Below are 15,699 nucleotides of genomic sequence, written 5' to 3'. Positions count from 1 at the left end.
AACGATGACAATGAAGGAACGACTGCACATAGCAGTGCTAGCAACGCTCGGTGGTATCGTGCTGCTTGCCGCCGGATGCAGCAAGCAAGAACCGAAGACTGGAGAAAAGCCTAAGTCGCTCAAGATAGTGATGATCGCGAAGAGCTCGACGAACCCAGTCTTCATCTCGGCACGCACCGGTGCGGAGGATGCGGCAAGACGACTTTCGCAGGAGACGGGTGTGAACATCGAGATTGACTGGCGCACACCTCCTACAGAGGATGGGCAGATTCAGGCCCAACGTGTGCAACAGGCTGTCAACGAGGGTGCCGACGTGATCCTCATCTCCTGTTCCGATGCTGGCAAGGTAACAGGTGCCATCAATGACGCTGTGGACGCGGGTATTCCCGTCATGACCTTCGACAGCGATGCACCGGACTCGAAGCGCTTCGCTTTCTACGGTGTGGATGATGTCGAAACCGGCACCAAGGTGATGGCGGAGCTGGCCGTGCAGACGAACGGGAAGGCGAACGTGGCGATCCTCGCTGGCAATCAGAATGCTCCTAACCTGCAGAAGCGCGTACAGGGGGCCATGCAGGAAGCTGCCAAGCACCCTGGTCTTAAGATCATCGGGACCTTTCATCACGCAGAAACTCCCCAGGATGCCGCCGCCGAGGTGCTGCGCGTGATGCAAGCCAACCCCGAGATCACGGCCTGGGCGATGATCGGCGGGTGGCCGCTCTTCACGAAGACGCTGCTAACCGACCTGGATCCTTCGAAGGTGAAGGTGGTAGCAGTGGACTGCCTGCCTGCGCAGCTTCCGTACATAGAAAAGGGCATCGCCCCGGTCCTCCTTGCCCAACCCACCTATCTATGGGGCAAGGTGTCCGTAGAGATGATCGTGGACAAGCTGATTCACAAGAAGGACATTCCGCCGATCAACAAGATGGAGCTGGTCCGCGTGTCCAAGGAGAACCTGTCGGAATGGGCCAGACAACTGAAGGAATGGGGCTTCTCGGACGTGGATCCGAAGTACCTAGCGGGTGACTAGCCGTCCTTCGGAGGAGGTAGTGCTCGAGGCTCGGGGGATCACCAAGCGGTTTCCCGGCGTGTTAGCACTGGACGATGTCGGCCTGCAAGTGCGGCGTGCCTCTTGTCATGCGTTAGTTGGCGAAAATGGCGCAGGCAAGAGCACACTGGGTAAGGTCCTGGCGGGACTGCTGATGCAGGATGCGGGGCAGGTCCTGCTGGATGGCAGGCCGGTGCATTTCACCGGGCCGCTGGATGCTATTCGGGCAGGGATCGGCATCGTACACCAAGAGTTGTCGTTTTGCGAGAATCTATCGGTGGCCGAGAACCTGTGTCTGGACGATCCGCCGGCGCGTGGGCCTTTCGTGGATCGCAGAGAGATGGAGCGACGCGCCAGAGCATGGCTACGGCGCATCCACTTGGATGTAGACCCGTGGTGCTTGGTTGGTGACCTGCCCATCAGCAAGCAGCAGTTGGCACAGGTAGCGGGTGCCGTGGGGCGCGGCGCGAAGGTGTTGATCTTCGACGAGCCTACTAGCAGCCTCTCGCTATACGAGACGCAGGTGCTATTCGAGCAGATCCGCGAACTGCTGTCGCAGGGGGTGTCATGCATCTATGTGTCACACCGTATGGAGGAGGTGTTCGAACTGTGTGATACGGTGACGGTCCTGCGGGACGGACAAGTGGTAGGCACCTGTCCTGCCGTGGACCTAACACGTGATGATCTGATACGGATGATGATCGGCCGCGTGGTGGAAAGCAGGCCGACGAACAGCAGGGTGTCGTTGGGACCGGAGCTGTTGCGAGTGAAGGGCCTGACCAGCCCGCGCAGGTTCTTCGACATCAATCTCACCGTGCACGGCGGGGAGATCGTCGGGCTGGCAGGCCTGGTAGGTTCCGGGCGGACCGAGGTGGCACTGGCTATCTTCGGGCTCGACCCGCTCGTCCAGGGCGAAGTGGCCGTGGCGGGCCAAGCAATCGAGCAGCGCAGCCCGACCACGATGATGCGGCTGGGGGTCGGCCTGGTGCCCGAAGACCGCAAACGGCACGGGCTCGTGCTAGGTATGTCTGCCAAGGATAACATCTCGCTTCCTGTACTGGACTCCCTTTCGCGCGGCGGTTGGGTGAACGCGCGTGCGGAGCGGGAGCTGGCGACAAGGTTCTTCACGGCAATGAGCGTGAAGGCACCATCTTTGGACGCGGTCGCAGCGGGGCTTTCTGGCGGCAATCAGCAGAAGCTGGTGATGGCCAAGTGGCTGGCGGCGCAGTGCCAGGTACTGCTTCTCGACGAGCCCACTCGCGGGGTGGACGTCGGGGCGAAGGCGGAGATCCACTCGCTGGTGCGGGCGATGGCAGACGACGGCCGAGGGGTCTTGGTCATCTCCAGCGAGTTGCCGGAGTTGCTGAACTTGTGCGACCGCATTCTGGTTCTGCGCAACGGGCGAATCGTCGGCGAGGTGCAGGCCGAACAGGCCACCGAAGAGGGCCTGATGAGACTGATGACCGGTGTCGAGACGATGTCGGCTTGACTCTCTACTCGCCGGTCTTCGCGAACGACAGCAGGACGATGCTGAGGTCGAGCAGGTCCACCGTGTCGTCCTCGTTCAGGTCAACCGGATCGCCGTTGCCCGCAGAGGCGAAGCGCAGCAGCACCGCGCTCAGATCGTTCAGGTCCACCACGTTGTCCAAGTTCGCATCCCCATTCGGCAGCGAAAGGGCGAACGAGCCCGTCTCGCACACGGGAATGCCCCGAGCCACGCGGCTTACGAAATGCGGGGAGCGCACGCGAATGTCGAAGAGGCCGGTCTGCGGCGGTTCGGCGTAGAAGGAGCCATCGGCATACAGGTACACGTCCTGCGTGAACAGCACGTCGCCCGTTCCCGGCTCCAAGAACTCGAACACCACATCGCGCGGCTGTGGGTCGGCGAGACCATCGAGGTCGATGGTTCCGGTGAGGGTGGTCGGGAGGCTGGGCGATGTCAGCCACACGGTGAGGGTGCCTTCCGGCTCTTCTGCCCTCCACAACACCTGGCCCCTTCGGTTCATCGCCATGAGGAAGCTGAAGCGGCTCGTGCCCCCGTAGGCCGCTTTGGTCACGTTGACTGTTCCGCGAAAGACGTTGCGGCGGCCCGAGGTGCCTTCGCCCGTGCCGGCCCAGACAGGAACTCCGCCATCGGTGATCCCGAGGGCCACCACGTCGCCGCCGCTCCCCAGGATCGGCCCGCTGTAGTTGGTGGAGTTGAGATAGAGCACAGGAGCGCTTCCGGTCGCCTGGAACGACTGCCCGATCCAAAGGGCCGAGGCCGTTGGGCTCATCCCAATGGGAGTAGCCGAGCGGTCCTCCCCGTTGCCTAGAAGCGGCATGCTGAGATTGGTGCCGTCCAGGAACACGTCGAGCCCGCCGAAGGTCGCAGTGCCCCAGCCCGACCACAGCAGCTTTCCAAAGGCGTTGACCGCCTTAGGATAGGCCTCGCGCGGGTCCGTGCCGAGCGCTGCGCGGCTGACGTTGGTAGTGTTGACAAAGGAGTCGGTGTTCCCGTCGGTGAGGCTGCCGTATCCGAACCAGGCGGTCTTTCCGCCGGAGGTGGCCACCGGAGCCGCGAAGCGCGAAGAGCCGAGTACAGCTGCGCTCAGGTTCGTGGAGTTGAAGAAGACATCGCGCTGCCCACCCGTTGCCGGACCGCTTCCCGACCAGGCGATGTTGCCGGCATCGTCTACCAGCGCGGTGCCGATCGAGGTCGAGCCCCCACCGAGGATAGCATCGCTGTAGGCGGTGGTCCCGACGTACACCCTCTTACCGTCATACCAAACCGGTTGCCCGCTTGCGGGCATAAACCCCGCTCCTCTAGCGTTGCTCGTAAGGCTTCCGACCTCGGCACTGAGATCGGTCACATCCAGGTACGCGTGCCTGTAGGGCCCCACCGAGTCGCGCTGCAGGCCCCAGAGCAAGGTTCCCGTCGGGTCTAGTGCGTATAGCTCGCAGGTTCGCCCGCCGATAAGCAGGTGGGGGGCGAAGGGTCGGCCTGCGATCCACGGATCGTAATACTGCCCGTCGGCTGGGACCGCCAGGAATGCCGCGTGGCCCTTCTCGTTCAGGATTCCCTGAGACGCCGCACCCAAGCCGACCGCCAGCCTCTGGTGAAACAGCGATTGAGCCGAAAGGCCGCAGGCGAGGCAAAGAACCGCTACGGCGGCGAGTGACCGGGACGAACTCATGTCTACATGATACAATACCGGATGCTTAGTCAAGCTAGGAATCTCCATGTCCCGTAAGCTGATCGAGAAACTGCAAAGATTGCTCCAAGACGAGCGGGGCACGATCCTGCGTCCCCACGGCGCGCGTCTGCGGGTGGCGCTCGCCTTTCCCAACACCTACTACCTGGGCATGTCTAACCTCGGTTTTCAGGTGGTGTACCGGCTTTTCAACGAGATGCCTGGCGTGGCGTGCGAGCGCGTGTTTCTTCCAGACCCCGAGGACCGCGAGGAGTACCGTCGTACGGCAACACCGCTTCTCACTGTAGAGACACAGCGGGCGGTCCGTGAGTTCGACATTCTCGGCTTTTCGGTCAGCTACGAGCCCGATTACCCGAACATCCTGCAAATCCTGGACCTGGCGGGGCTTCCGTTGAGGGCCGCCGACCGGGACGAACGCCACCCGCTCGTCTTGTTAGGCGGGCCGGTGACGGTGCTGAACCCCGAGCCGATTGCCGAATTCGTGGACGCCATGCTGGTTGGAGAGGCGGAGGAGAGCCTGGCTCAGCTGACCGATGCGGTGGTGGGAGCAGGTGGCGACAGGCAGGCCACGCTCGAGGCGTTGGCAAGCATCCCCGGCATTTACGTACCTTCGTTCTACGACGTTCACTATCACTCGGATGGGACGGTAGCAGGCTTCGAGGCGAAGCGACCCGAGGTGCCCCTGCCCGTCCGACGCGTGTGGGTGAACGACCTCGAACGACTGAACACGTCGAGCGTGATTACCACCCCTAACACCGAGTTCTCCAATATGCGGCTGACGGAGATTATGCGTGGATGCGGTCGGCACTGTCGGTTCTGCGTGGTAGGCTATGCCTTTCTTCCTCCACGGTTCAAGAGCGGCGCCACCGTGCAGGAGACCTACGCGAACACGGTGGTAGGTGAGCGAGTGGGTCTCGTTGGTGCCAGCGTGTATGATCACCCGGACGCGGAGGGGGTAACCACCGACCTCGTGTCTCGCTCCATCCCATACAATGTTAGCTCCTTGCGGGCTGATACGATCACACCCAAGCTAGTCGAGAACATGGCTGCGGGTGGGCAGAAGTCCATCACAATCGCCCCGGAGGCCGGCTCCGAGCGGCTGCGGGAGTTCATCAACAAGCGACTGACTGCAGACCAGATTCGCGACGCGGTGGCGACTGCGTTGCGTTACGGCGTACGTCGCGTGAAGCTGTATTACATGGTGGGGCTCCCGACCGAGACCATCGAGGACGTGGAGGGGATATGCGAGACAGCGGAGATGATACGATCCGAGTTCCGACCGGACCGCATCTCGCTTTCCATCAGTTGTCATGTGCCCAAGCCCGGCGCGCCCTTTATGTGGGCGGCACAGGACCCTCTCAAACTGCTCGAAACGAAGGTTCGACACGTGCGCTCGCGTCTTCGCAAGTACCCGGACGTACGTGTGTTAGGCGAGAGTCCGCGGATGGCGGTATTGGAGGCCACGCTGGCACGCGGCGATAGGCGGGTGTCATCGTTGGTATACGAGTTGTATCTGGCAGAGGGCTCCACGAGAGAGGCCTTCCGGCGCTCGGGAGTGGACCCTGTGTTCTATGCGCAGCGGCCTAGGGAGTTCGACGAGGTCTTTCCGTGGGACATTATAGATCTAGGGTTCCCCAAGTCGTACCTGTGGAAGGAATGGCAGCGCGCGCTGCGAGGGCAACAGGACCCACCGTGCGATGTCAGTGTGTGTTCGCGCTGCGGCATATGTCCCGACATTCGGGAGCAATTGGATCCAAGGCCGTGGGTGGGACTGCGAGACTACCTACGCACACGCCGCGAAGTAGGCTCCCGCCGGTAGGTGCCTGGCCCGTTCACCTATCCAGACTGGCCAGGAAGTCGGGGATGTAGTGTCTGCTGTCCCAAGGACCGGGAGCCGCCTCGGGGTGGTACTGGATGGCGGTCAGGCGAAGTTCATCGTGCCGAAAGCCCTCGACGGACTCGTCCGTAACGTGTATCTGTGTCAGCTCTGCTCCGCTCCCTGCAAGACTGTCTGCCAGTACCGCGTAGCCGTGGTTCTGGCTGGTGATTCGCACCGTGCCATCCGCCAACTGCCGCACTGGGTGGTTGCTTCCGTGATGGCCGAACTTGAGCTTCGCCGTTCGCCCGCCGAGCGCCAATGCGAGAATCTGGTGACCAAGGCAGATGCCGAGGATCGGCTTTCTACCCAACAACTCCGTCACGGTGCCGACGATGGATGTTAGCAACTCTGGATCGCCGGGGCCGGGGGAGAGCACCACGCCGTCTGCTGGTAGCGCCAGGATCTCTTGCGCCGATGCGGATGCTGGCAGTACGAGAGATCGGCACCCTGCCGCGGCAAGCCGGCGCAGGATGTTGTACTTGATGCCGCAGTCGAGCACTACCACCTGGTAGCGGTAACCTTCTTCATAGGAGCTGAAAGGCTCTTTGCCGTAACGTCCCCAACAGTATGGCTCGTGTGTGGATACCTCTTCGACGAATGTTTGCGTTCCGTAGTCCGGCTCCGCACGCAGGCGAGCAAGAGCCTCGTCCCCGGTTTCGTCGGTGGTAATCGTGGCTTTCATCGCTCCCTGGTCGCGAATCAGCCGGGTGACCGCACGAGTATCCACCCCCTCGATGCACACTAGGCCGTGTTGAGCCAGGAACTCTGGCAGCGTCTGCCTGCTTCTCCAGTTAGAAGGTTCGTGGCAGGCCTGGAGAACGACGATGCCTCTCGGGCGAACGCCCTCACTCTCGAAGTCATCCGCGTTGATACCGTAGTTACCTATCAGCGGATACGTGAAAACGACGATCTGCCCGGCATAACTGGGGTCGGTCAGGACCTCCTGATAACCCGTCATGCCGGTTACGAAGACGATCTCCCCCGTGGTGCGTCCGCGCGCACCTATGGGCTCGCCAACGAAGCGGTCTCCGCTTTCGAGAACTAACAGGCTGTGCACAACTCATTGCGTCGAGACGCGCGCGTCCATGACGCCGTCTCGGTAGACCTCGTCGCCCCAGATGGTCATCACGGCTTTTCCGCGAAGTTGCCATCCGTGGAAGGGCGAGTTTCGGCTCTTGGAGAACGTCTTGCGCACGTCGAACGTCCACTCTAGGTCAGGATCGATCACCGTGATCTGTGCGGCGGGGAGCTCTCCGGGGATCAGCGTTCCGCCACCCAGCGCAAAGGCCTCGGCGGGTGCCGTACTCATCGCGCGTATCGTCTGCAGCGGGGAGAGTACCCCAGTATGTGTCAGATGTGTTAGTATCAGCCCCACTGCGCTCTCCAGCCCCACGATGCCGAAAGGCGCTTCGGAGAATGGTAGCTGCTTTTCATGCAGCGAGTGGGGGGCGTGATCGGTGGCGATGCAGTCTATGGTGCCGTCGGCCAGCGCTTCTCGGAGCGCGTCCACGTCCTTCTGCGTACGCAGCGGTGGGTTCATCTTGCAGTTAGTGTCGAATCCGTCGGTCGCATTGTCGGTGAGGATGAGGTGATGCGGGGTCACCTCGGCGGTCACCGGCGCGCCCAGCGACTTGGCCTTCCGGATGGTCTCGACGGCGCCCCAAGTGCTGACGTGGCACACGTGTAATCGGCAACCGGTGGAGATGCTGAGCACGCAGTTGCGCGCGACCTGGATGTCTTCCGCCGTGCGTGGCATACCCTTCAGACCTAACACGGCGCTCATCGCGCCTTCGTTCATTGCCCCGCCGCGTGTGAGGCTCAGATCTTCGCAGTGAGTGGCTATTGGGAGGTCGAGCATCTTGCAGTACTGCATCGCCTGATGCATCATCTCTGCATCCTGAATGGGAAACGCGTCATCGCTCACCGCAACAATGCCGGCCTCCTTCATGGATGCGATCTCGGCTAGGTGGTCACTGCCCATTCCTCGCGCCACCGCTCCGATGGGAGCAACGAAGATGCCGCCGCTCTCGGAAGAAGCCGCGCGCGTCACTACGTACTCGATGATGGCCCGCTTGTCAAGAGGGGGGTCCGTGTTCGGCATGCAGCAGATGGTAGTGAAACCGCCCGCTGCCGCAGCCTGCGTACCGGTGCTAATCGTCTCCTTGTACTCGAATCCCGGCTCGCGAAGGTGAACATGCAGGTCAATGAGACCGGGACACACCCACAGACCCGTGCAGTCAATGATGGTATCACCCGGCTCCAGCTTCTCCTGCCCGTTCATCTCGACGATCTGGTCGTTCTCGATCAGTAGATCGCCGATTACGTCGAGGTTCTGGGACGGATCGAGCACCCTACCACCCTTGAGCAGCGTCTTCATGCGTCTCCTCGCAGCTTATCGAACTCGTTCGCTAGCACCGCCATCCGCACGTAGATCCCATTTTCTACCTGGTTGTGTATCGCCGAGAAGGTGCTGTCCGCAGCGAAGTCGTCCAGCTCCACGCCGCGGTTGATAGGGCCCGGGTGCATGACCAGCACGTCATCCTTTGCCAATTTCAGCGACTCGCGGTTGATCTGAAAGTGCTGGGTGTACTCGGCCAGGCTTCCCAGGTCATAACCGTTCATCCGCTCGCGTTGCAGGCGCAGGGCCATCACCACATCCGCGTCCGACAGTCCGGCGGCCAGGTTGTCACAGGGCTCCACAGGAAGCAAGCTGCAGTCCTTCGGCAGCAACGTCAGAGGACCGACGAAACGCACCTTCGCACCCATCTTCGTCAGACACCAAGCGTTGGACCGAGCCACCCGACTGTGAACGATGTCACCTACGATGGCGACCGTGAGCCCTGCGACGGTACCCTTCCGGCTGATGATGGTAAGCAGGTCGGCGAGTGCCTGCGTCGGATGTTCGTGGCAGCCGTCCCCTGCATTTACCACTCCCCCATCGAAGACTTCGGCAGCCTTGTGTGGTGCCCCAGGGCTAGGATGGCGGATCACCAAGCAGTCCACACCCGCGTAGTCCAGAGTCACTACGGTGTCCAGAATGGACTCACCCTTCTGGATGGAGCTGGTCGCGGGAGCCACGAAGGACCCACTTAGGCCCAGTTTGCGAGCCGCACTCTCGAAAGAGGCACGCGTGCGAGTGCTGGCTTCGAAGAAAAGGAGACACACGGTGCCGGAAACCTGAGGCACCGGCTCCCCGGACGTACAGGCGTTGCGATACTTGATAGCCTCCCGAATGTAGGTCTCGATCTCACTCCTCTCGAGGCTGCGGATGTCCAACAGGCTCATCGTCGCTGCTCCCGTTTCTCCACGATCACACGGTCCTGGCCATCGAGCTCCGTAAGTTCGACGCGGACGAAATCATCCGGTTCGGTCGCGATGGCACGGCCGATGTAGTCGGGGCTGATGGGCAGCTCGCGGTGTGCCCGGTCTATCAGCGCTACGAGCTGGATACAAGCGGGCCTGCCCTGCTTGACCAACGTGTCCATCGCAGCCCGAACCGTGCGGCCCGTGTGCATCACCTCGTCCACCAGGATCACCCTCTTGTCGGTGATGCTGAAAGGAATGTCCGTGTTGTCCGGAGGGGTCTCACCCTTCTCCACGTCGTCGCGATAGGGCCTTGGGTCCACGGTTCCCACCGGGACGGCCCCGCCCTCGATGCGGGCTAGCTCGAAGGCCAGGCGCTTGGCGACCGGCGCCCCCCGGCGGAGTATGCCAATAACCACCAAATCTTGGGAACCGCGATTGCGCTCCAGCACCTCGTGAGCGATGCGGACAATCGTTCGCCGGATGTCGTCGGCGTCCATCAAGAGGTCTTCCGTACTCAAGGCGTACTCCCTGGCTCCGTTCACGCGTCCAGAGCGATATGAAGTCGGGACGCGGGGGCAAACCGCTGCGAGTATACGGGACAAGCGGAAGGCGAGTCAATCGAACCTGTGCCTCACAGCGGGTATGCTTGCGGGGGGTCTGATGAGTACGACGAGACGGGAGTTCTTGCGTAAGGCCGCCGCTGCGGGACTGAGCGTGGTGGCAGCTCGGCTCGGCTGGGCGGGCGAAGCGCAGGCGGCCGGCCGGGATCTGCAGAAGCGAGACGCCGGGAAGATGGGCTGGAAGGCCTCCATACTGGCCTTTGGCATGGCCGAGGTTCCGCCGAACGACCTGGACCTGTGCGAGAAGATGCTGCGCCGCGCATTAGACCTGGGCGTGAATTACATAGACACGGCGCCCAGCTACCAGCGCGGAGCGGGAGAGCGGGCCGTCGCTCGGGTTGCCGAGCGGCGCAAGGAGTTCTTCCTGGCGACGAAGACACTGGGCCGAACCAAGGAGGCTGCCGCCAAGGACATCACCGAGTCCTTGGAACGCATGAAGGTCTCGATGATTGACCTTTTGCACCTACACGCCATCAACGACATACGTACGCTGGACACCGTGCTGGCAAAGGGTGGGCCGATCGAGGCGTTGGAGGAGGCGAAGCGAGCGGAAAAGATCCGCTACATCGGGATCACTGGGCACACGCAACCCGAGGTGATCCTCGAGGCTCTCAAGCGCTACCCATTCGATGCCATCCTGGTGCCGGTGTCTGCAGCGGACTACCATCTGAACGACTTTGCGCTCGAGACCATTCCCTATGCTAACACGAAGGGCGTATCGGTGGCAGGCATGAAGAGCCTGAAAGGGTGGCAGAACGCCGGCAAGAAGGTGGTGTCCTCCCAAGAGATGCTTCACTACGCATTCTCACTACCGATCGCGACCCTAACGTGCGGTATGACCACGATGGAACAGGTGGAGGAGAACGTGCGAGCTGCGCGTGCATTCCGACCGCTTACCACGGCCGACATGGATCGCATTCGCGCGGCATGCAAGGAATGGGGCACCTCGCAGCATCTTTGGTGGAAGCGGACGTAGCTAATCGAAGTCGAAGTGTGTAACGAGCTGTTCTGCGCGCGATGGCAGCCGGACGAGGATGCTGGTAGTAGGTGTTTTCCTGCCTAGACCGGGAGAATACCACCCTGGGGTCGGCTTGTCGTCGGCAGGGTTGCCGCGGACTAGCGATAGGTCCGCAGGTGCGAAGTGCAGGCTCATGCGCGCGACCCGCTTGCCATCCTGCGCAAGCACCAGTTCCCTCTCTCCGTTACGGCTGACCTCCACGTCCGGGTGACAATGCCAAGCGGCCTCTGCGCTTCGGAAACCTCCCATGATACGGTCGGTCACGACGAGGCGTCTGCCCTCCAAACGTACCGATCGCTCGTGAGTGGCGTCGTAGAAGGGGGTGGTCCTGCCTGGGACATGGTAAGTGTGTGCGGAGCCAGCGGTGGCGCGGACCTCATAGCGACGGCCCCACAGGAACGGGCCCAGCATCTCTGCCTGCGACCGACCGTCTATGCACACGGTGTTATGTGCCCGAGTCGAGCGGAAGTAGTCGCGCCACGCGGGCTCGTCGTGATACGTATATGCCCCTGGGTCCACGAGCAAGGGTCTCCCATCCAGCGATACGGCGACGGAGAGTGCATCCGCATGGCCGTGAGCCGCAAGACTGCCGAACCCGAGTGGACCGTGATCGAACAACACATGGATCTCCGGCGAGCGTGTTCGAAAGACGGTGTAGCCGCCTTCCGGGAATACTAACACTGCATCCTCTGGGTGACCAGCTATGGGGCGTCGTGCGAGCCGTATTCCCAGCTCGGTTGCCAGCGCTGAACCGATCACTCCGAAACGAGGCCAGCCGCCGGGCAACTGACGCAGTACCGTGCCGTCGTCTTCGTCACCTACTTGAGGCACGAATCCGGAGCAAGTAGCTATGGCGTCCACGAACCGCGCGGATGCATCGAGCCGAGCGATCACTTCTGGCGACAGAGGTATTCCAGCGAGTGCCATGTGAAGGTAGAACTCCCAGATGAAAGGTACGTAGTGGAACGACTGCTCCTTGCTGACACCATCCGGCCAGAATTGGTTCAGGCACTCGTGCTCCGCCATCGCGCGGGCCCAAACGAGCCACTGGTCTGCACTATCCCACGCCGGCCAACACCGCGCGAAAACGGCTAAGGCCGCGACCTCGCCGATTAGGTGGTTGTTACCCGAGGAGCCGTACGAGTAGTTGTTGCAGACGTAGTCGGCGTGCTGTGCCATGCAACCCACGATCTTTTTCATGGGCGAGCGCGCGAGAAGCCCTCTGCCCTCCGGACTGGCTGCAACCATGCGTAGGCACCACGTCCACACTACGAGCCGTACCGCCAGTTCCAAGGCGCTCGTCCAGTGGATGCCCCTGTCTGCGGGGTTGCGATCCACCCAATCCTCCATCCACGCCAGCAGCTTCCCGGCGTACGCCAGGTCGCCTGTAGCGTGGTAGCCGTATGCCAACGCCGAGAACATGCTATGCCGGTTGATCTCCCACACCCACTTGGGGCCACCGGCAAGGTCCGTGCGGTGGAAGTCCATCTTCTCGCCAATCGGCCACTCTGCACCCGTGGCGTAGTTCTTGTGCCAGTTGGGTGGGTCATCGAGAACGACCTGCTTGCCGAACAGGTCGAGCCGCAGAGCTGCATCTAGCGACACGGGTTCCAACGCAGGTGGCGGCCCCTGCAGCAACGAGATCACACCGTCTGGCACCTCACCCCAGGACGCGAGTGGATTTTCTCCTCGGAAGTACGTATCGAACGCTTGCTCTGCAGATAGCTTAGAGCGAAGTGGTGGCACTAGGTGATCGCGTAGTCTCCGCCGCAGACGCATGATGATCTCAGCGGCGGACATTGCACGCAGGCGTCGCAGAGTCCAGCCCAGATTCACTGGTTCAGCACCCTGCGGTACACCTCGGCCATCTGCTCGGCGACGGCATGGGCCATATAGTGTGAGAGTACCTTTCGCCGGTTTTCCTCACCCATCCACCGATACTTCTCCGGGTTTTGCGCGATGGCCAGAATGCACTCGGTGAAGCCATCCACATCGCCCGGCTTCAGGACGAAACCGTTCACACCGTCTTCGATCAGGTCCAGAATGCCACCTACGTCGGTGGTAATCACCACCAGTCCTGCTGCCATCGCCTCGAGAAGCACTACCGGCATGCCTTCCTTGTAGGTGGGAAGGACGAAGCAGTCGGCGTCGGCATAAGCGCGCAGCAGGTCGGCTCCTTGGAGGCTGCCCGGCATCTCCACGAAGTCGTCCAGTCCCAGCTTGCCGCGCTCGGCCACCATGGCGGCCCACTCCCCCACGAAGCGCCCTGGGCCTACCAAGCGAAATCGGATGTCCGGACGCACCTCGAGTACCCGCTTTGCAGTTTGCAACAGATCGGGTACTCCCTTGTCTCGACAAATGGCGCCCACGAAGAGCACCGTCCACGGCCGATCCGAGTTGGCACTACGATAACTCGCCACGTCGCCGAACATGTCGTCCAGTGGATTGTTGACCACATCTATCGGTCGCTTCACGCCTCGTTCTTCGAAGAAGTGCTTCCACGAATCCGTCAGGGTCACGAGGCGCTCGGAGCGGTTGAAAATCCAGATCATCAGCTTGCGCCATATCGGCCCTGCACGGTCATACACCTCCGGCAGGTAGCCGTCGTGGCTGTGCAACACCACCTTGCGCCGACAGAGGCAACCGAATAGGGTCAGACCCGCGTCGCGGACGAACGGCAGACGCAGCGAGACCATCGGGATGTGCACGATGTGCGGCATGTGGCGTAGCACGAGATAAATGTATCTTAGGGAATAGAAGGACGCCCACAGCACGTTAAGTAGTGTTAAGCGACTCACGTGCTCCTTCGTCTGCCGACGCGAGGTGTCGCAGTGGATGACGTTGAAGTCGAATCGAAGGTCCGAGTCGAGCAGACACCGCGTCACCGACTCGACGCCTCCAACAGGGGGTGGAACCGGGCCAACCAGCAAGACGCGTGGCCGTTTGCCCAGCGCGCGCCGCTGCGGTGGCAGGTCCATGGCAAGCTGAATGGCATCGCCGACCCTGGCTGCGATCGAATCGGGATGATAGTTCCTCGCTCGCTCACGGTTGCATATCCCCATTTGGTAGCGCTTCACCGAGTCGTTGCAGAGTTCGACGACACGATCCGCAATCTGTGCGGCGTTCCCGGGCTCCACGAAATACCCGTTCTCGCCGTCTGTCACGTAATCTCTGACTGCGCCGACCGGGGTGGTGACCACCGGAGCGCCGAAAGCCCCCGCCTCGATCAGCACCGCGGGGAAGCCTTCGTGATAGGAGGGCAGTAGTAGCAGGTCGCCTCGGGAATAGGCTGCGAGCAAGTCGTCCCCCTGTAGCGGACCGGTGAACTCGATGTAGTCCTGCAGACCACGGCGGTCCACCTCCGCCATCACCTGCTCCCACTCGCCTGCGAACTCGTCCGGACCTACCATCAGCAATCTGCTGTTTGGAGCACGTTCTCGGATGGACTCTGCCGCAGCCAGGATGTCGAACGCACCCTTGCGACGCCCCACCTGACCAACGAATAGCACGGTGACCGGCTGGCCATCCTTCCCGCTCGGGCCGTTGGGTGAGCGTGCCACCTTTTCTCCTCGGTCGAAAACCATATGGTAGCTGGTCGGCGGCACGATACGCACAGCCGAGCGGACGCCTACCGAGCGGAACAGTTTCTCCCACATCGTCCCGAGCGCGCACACCACGTCGCATCGGTTCAGCGTTCGAACAATCACCTTCTGGAACGGTCGGCTGACAGTGGCATACAGGCGGTCGAAGTCTCCCCCGTGCACGTGGCCGACTAGCAGACGGCGATGCCGATTGACGATGACCGCGAACACCGCATCGCGAAGAAAGCCCGCGTGGGTCGAGGACACGGGCATGTAGACTACGTCGGGCTTGTGCGTACGGATGTCCGCACGAAGCTGCCGGAAGTGACGCAGCGCCCAGACGATGTTCCCGACGTCGAACTTGCCTTGTGTTTGCTTCGGCCGCGCCTTGCTCGTATTGCAGTGCACCAGGTCGAAGCGCTCGCGCAAGGGAGATTCGAGCAGCGTGGAGATTTGCGTCTCCACGCCACCAACAGGCGGCGGGACGGGTCCGACGACGAGAACCTTGGGCTTCTCAGGCATAGCGCAACGACCCCACATTATTGCACTTCGGGGCATTCTCGCGTGTAGACGAGAACTGGCGGCGACGGCGTGACCACCTTCGAGAGGCGCGATGCTGCGACCCGGTCTGCGGCAGCGGTGATGGCGCTGCGCCGTGACCAGCCTGGCTGCACCACCCTCTTCTCCGACCACTCCGAGATCTCGGCGGGGCGCTTTCCTGCGCGACTTTCTCAGACGAGAACGACGGTCCGGGAAAGCAGCCTCGCCTGCGCCGCATACCGGCGAGCATCTCGACACCCTGCCCAGCGAGAGATCGTGTCGTGAGCGGGTGTGTTGCAGGGTACCGGATCAGCCCGTCATGCTGAGCCCGTCGAAGCATGCAGCCCTGGCCGCGTACTAACCTACTAGATCCATAAGCACGCTGCACACGATCTCATGCTTCGACGGGCTCAGCATGACAGAACGCGGAGTCGCATGCAGACTGGCGCTAGCACCAGCTGTTCGTCGAGTGCAGGCTCTCTCGGGACCGTATGGGCGTGGCGATCCGTCCAC

At 62.0% G+C, this 15,699-nt stretch carries 11 protein-coding genes; 4 read left to right on the top strand and 7 right to left on the bottom strand.

Annotated features, from left to right (window positions below; genetic code table 11):
• Window positions 1–4 precede the first annotated feature (4 nt).
• Together HRF45_09765 and HRF45_09760 are read left to right on the top strand one after the other, a co-directional pair.
• Window positions 5–1,030: a substrate-binding domain-containing protein gene (locus HRF45_09765; protein ID MEP0766810.1), complete on the top strand. Its 1,026-nt coding sequence runs from the start codon at window positions 5–7 to the stop codon at window positions 1,028–1,030.
• Window positions 1,023–2,537, top strand: coding sequence for a sugar ABC transporter ATP-binding protein (locus HRF45_09760; protein ID MEP0766809.1), 1,515 nt, complete (start codon window positions 1,023–1,025; stop codon window positions 2,535–2,537). The genes HRF45_09765 and HRF45_09760 overlap by 8 nt, the downstream gene beginning before the upstream one ends.
• Window positions 2,538–2,541: 4 nt before the next feature.
• Here HRF45_09760 and HRF45_09755 read toward each other — a convergent pair whose 3' ends face one another.
• Window positions 2,542–4,224 carry a hypothetical protein gene (locus tag HRF45_09755; GenBank protein MEP0766808.1) on the bottom strand — a complete coding sequence of 561 codons (1,683 nt, stop codon included), beginning with the start codon at window positions 4,222–4,224 and terminating at the stop codon, window positions 2,542–2,544.
• 46 nt (window positions 4,225–4,270) lie between these two features.
• Here HRF45_09755 and HRF45_09750 point away from each other — a divergent pair, with 46 nt between their 5' ends.
• Window positions 4,271–6,061 carry a TIGR03960 family B12-binding radical SAM protein gene (locus HRF45_09750; protein MEP0766807.1) on the top strand — a complete coding sequence of 597 codons (1,791 nt, stop codon included), beginning with the start codon at window positions 4,271–4,273 and terminating at the stop codon, window positions 6,059–6,061.
• 13 nt (window positions 6,062–6,074) lie between these two features.
• On the opposite strand, the gene carA is transcribed toward HRF45_09750, so the two are convergent.
• Genes carA through pyrR form a run of 4 tightly spaced genes read right to left on the bottom strand, consistent with a single transcriptional unit; the run spans window position 6,075 to window position 9,945 of the window.
• The gene (gene carA / locus HRF45_09745) at window positions 6,075–7,178 is read right to left on the bottom strand and encodes a glutamine-hydrolyzing carbamoyl-phosphate synthase small subunit (GenBank protein MEP0766806.1); all 1,104 of its coding nucleotides are present in this window, start codon (window positions 7,176–7,178) and stop codon (window positions 6,075–6,077) included.
• Between the two features lie 3 nt (window positions 7,179–7,181).
• On the bottom strand, window positions 7,182–8,498 hold the full coding sequence (locus tag HRF45_09740; protein MEP0766805.1) for a dihydroorotase: 1,317 nt from the start codon (window positions 8,496–8,498) through the stop codon (window positions 7,182–7,184).
• A complete protein-coding gene (locus tag HRF45_09735) occupies window positions 8,495–9,406 on the bottom strand; it encodes an aspartate carbamoyltransferase catalytic subunit (GenBank protein ID MEP0766804.1) in 912 nt (303 codons plus the stop codon). Before HRF45_09735 ends, HRF45_09740 begins: the two co-directional genes overlap by 4 nt.
• Window positions 9,403–9,945 (bottom strand): bifunctional pyr operon transcriptional regulator/uracil phosphoribosyltransferase PyrR, encoded by a 543-nt coding sequence (pyrR, locus tag HRF45_09730; protein ID MEP0766803.1) that lies wholly within the window; start codon window positions 9,943–9,945, stop codon window positions 9,403–9,405. The genes HRF45_09735 and pyrR overlap by 4 nt, the downstream gene beginning before the upstream one ends.
• Before the next feature lie 142 nt (window positions 9,946–10,087).
• Between pyrR and HRF45_09725 the strand changes: the two genes are divergently transcribed.
• Entirely contained in the window at window positions 10,088–11,023 is a 936-nt protein-coding gene (locus HRF45_09725; protein ID MEP0766802.1) for an aldo/keto reductase, read from the top strand.
• On the opposite strand, the gene HRF45_09720 is transcribed toward HRF45_09725, so the two are convergent.
• Window positions 11,024–12,901, bottom strand: coding sequence for an alginate lyase family protein (locus HRF45_09720; protein ID MEP0766801.1), 1,878 nt, complete (start codon window positions 12,899–12,901; stop codon window positions 11,024–11,026). It abuts the gene before it with no gap.
• Window positions 12,898–15,168 carry a glycosyltransferase family 4 protein gene (locus HRF45_09715; protein ID MEP0766800.1) on the bottom strand — a complete coding sequence of 757 codons (2,271 nt, stop codon included), beginning with the start codon at window positions 15,166–15,168 and terminating at the stop codon, window positions 12,898–12,900. Before HRF45_09715 ends, HRF45_09720 begins: the two co-directional genes overlap by 4 nt.
• Window positions 15,169–15,699 lie beyond the last annotated feature (531 nt).

The organism is Fimbriimonadia bacterium, from assembly GCA_039961735.1.
Taxonomy (GTDB): Bacteria; Armatimonadota; Fimbriimonadia; order Fimbriimonadales; family JABRVX01; genus JABRVX01.
Note: the sequence above shows the minus strand (reverse complement) of the source record. Positions and strands in the feature narration are given on the sequence as shown.

Bases quoted from the DNA above. Each gene is read 5' to 3' on its own strand.
- HRF45_09750 (MEP0766807.1), top strand. From the start codon at position 4,271: ATGTCCCGTAAGCTGATCGAGAAACTGCAAAGATTGCTCCAAGACGAG.
- HRF45_09735 (MEP0766804.1), bottom strand. From the start codon at position 9,406: ATGAGCCTGTTGGACATCCGCAGCCTCGAGAGGAGTGAGATCGAGACC.
- HRF45_09765 (MEP0766810.1), top strand. From the start codon at position 5: ATGACAATGAAGGAACGACTGCACATAGCAGTGCTAGCAACGCTCGGT.
- HRF45_09725 (MEP0766802.1), top strand. From the start codon at position 10,088: ATGAGTACGACGAGACGGGAGTTCTTGCGTAAGGCCGCCGCTGCGGGA.
- HRF45_09740 (MEP0766805.1), bottom strand. From the start codon at position 8,498: ATGAAGACGCTGCTCAAGGGTGGTAGGGTGCTCGATCCGTCCCAGAAC.
- HRF45_09755 (MEP0766808.1), bottom strand. From the start codon at position 4,224: ATGAGTTCGTCCCGGTCACTCGCCGCCGTAGCGGTTCTTTGCCTCGCC.
- HRF45_09715 (MEP0766800.1), bottom strand. From the start codon at position 15,168: ATGCCTGAGAAGCCCAAGGTTCTCGTCGTCGGACCCGTCCCGCCGCCT.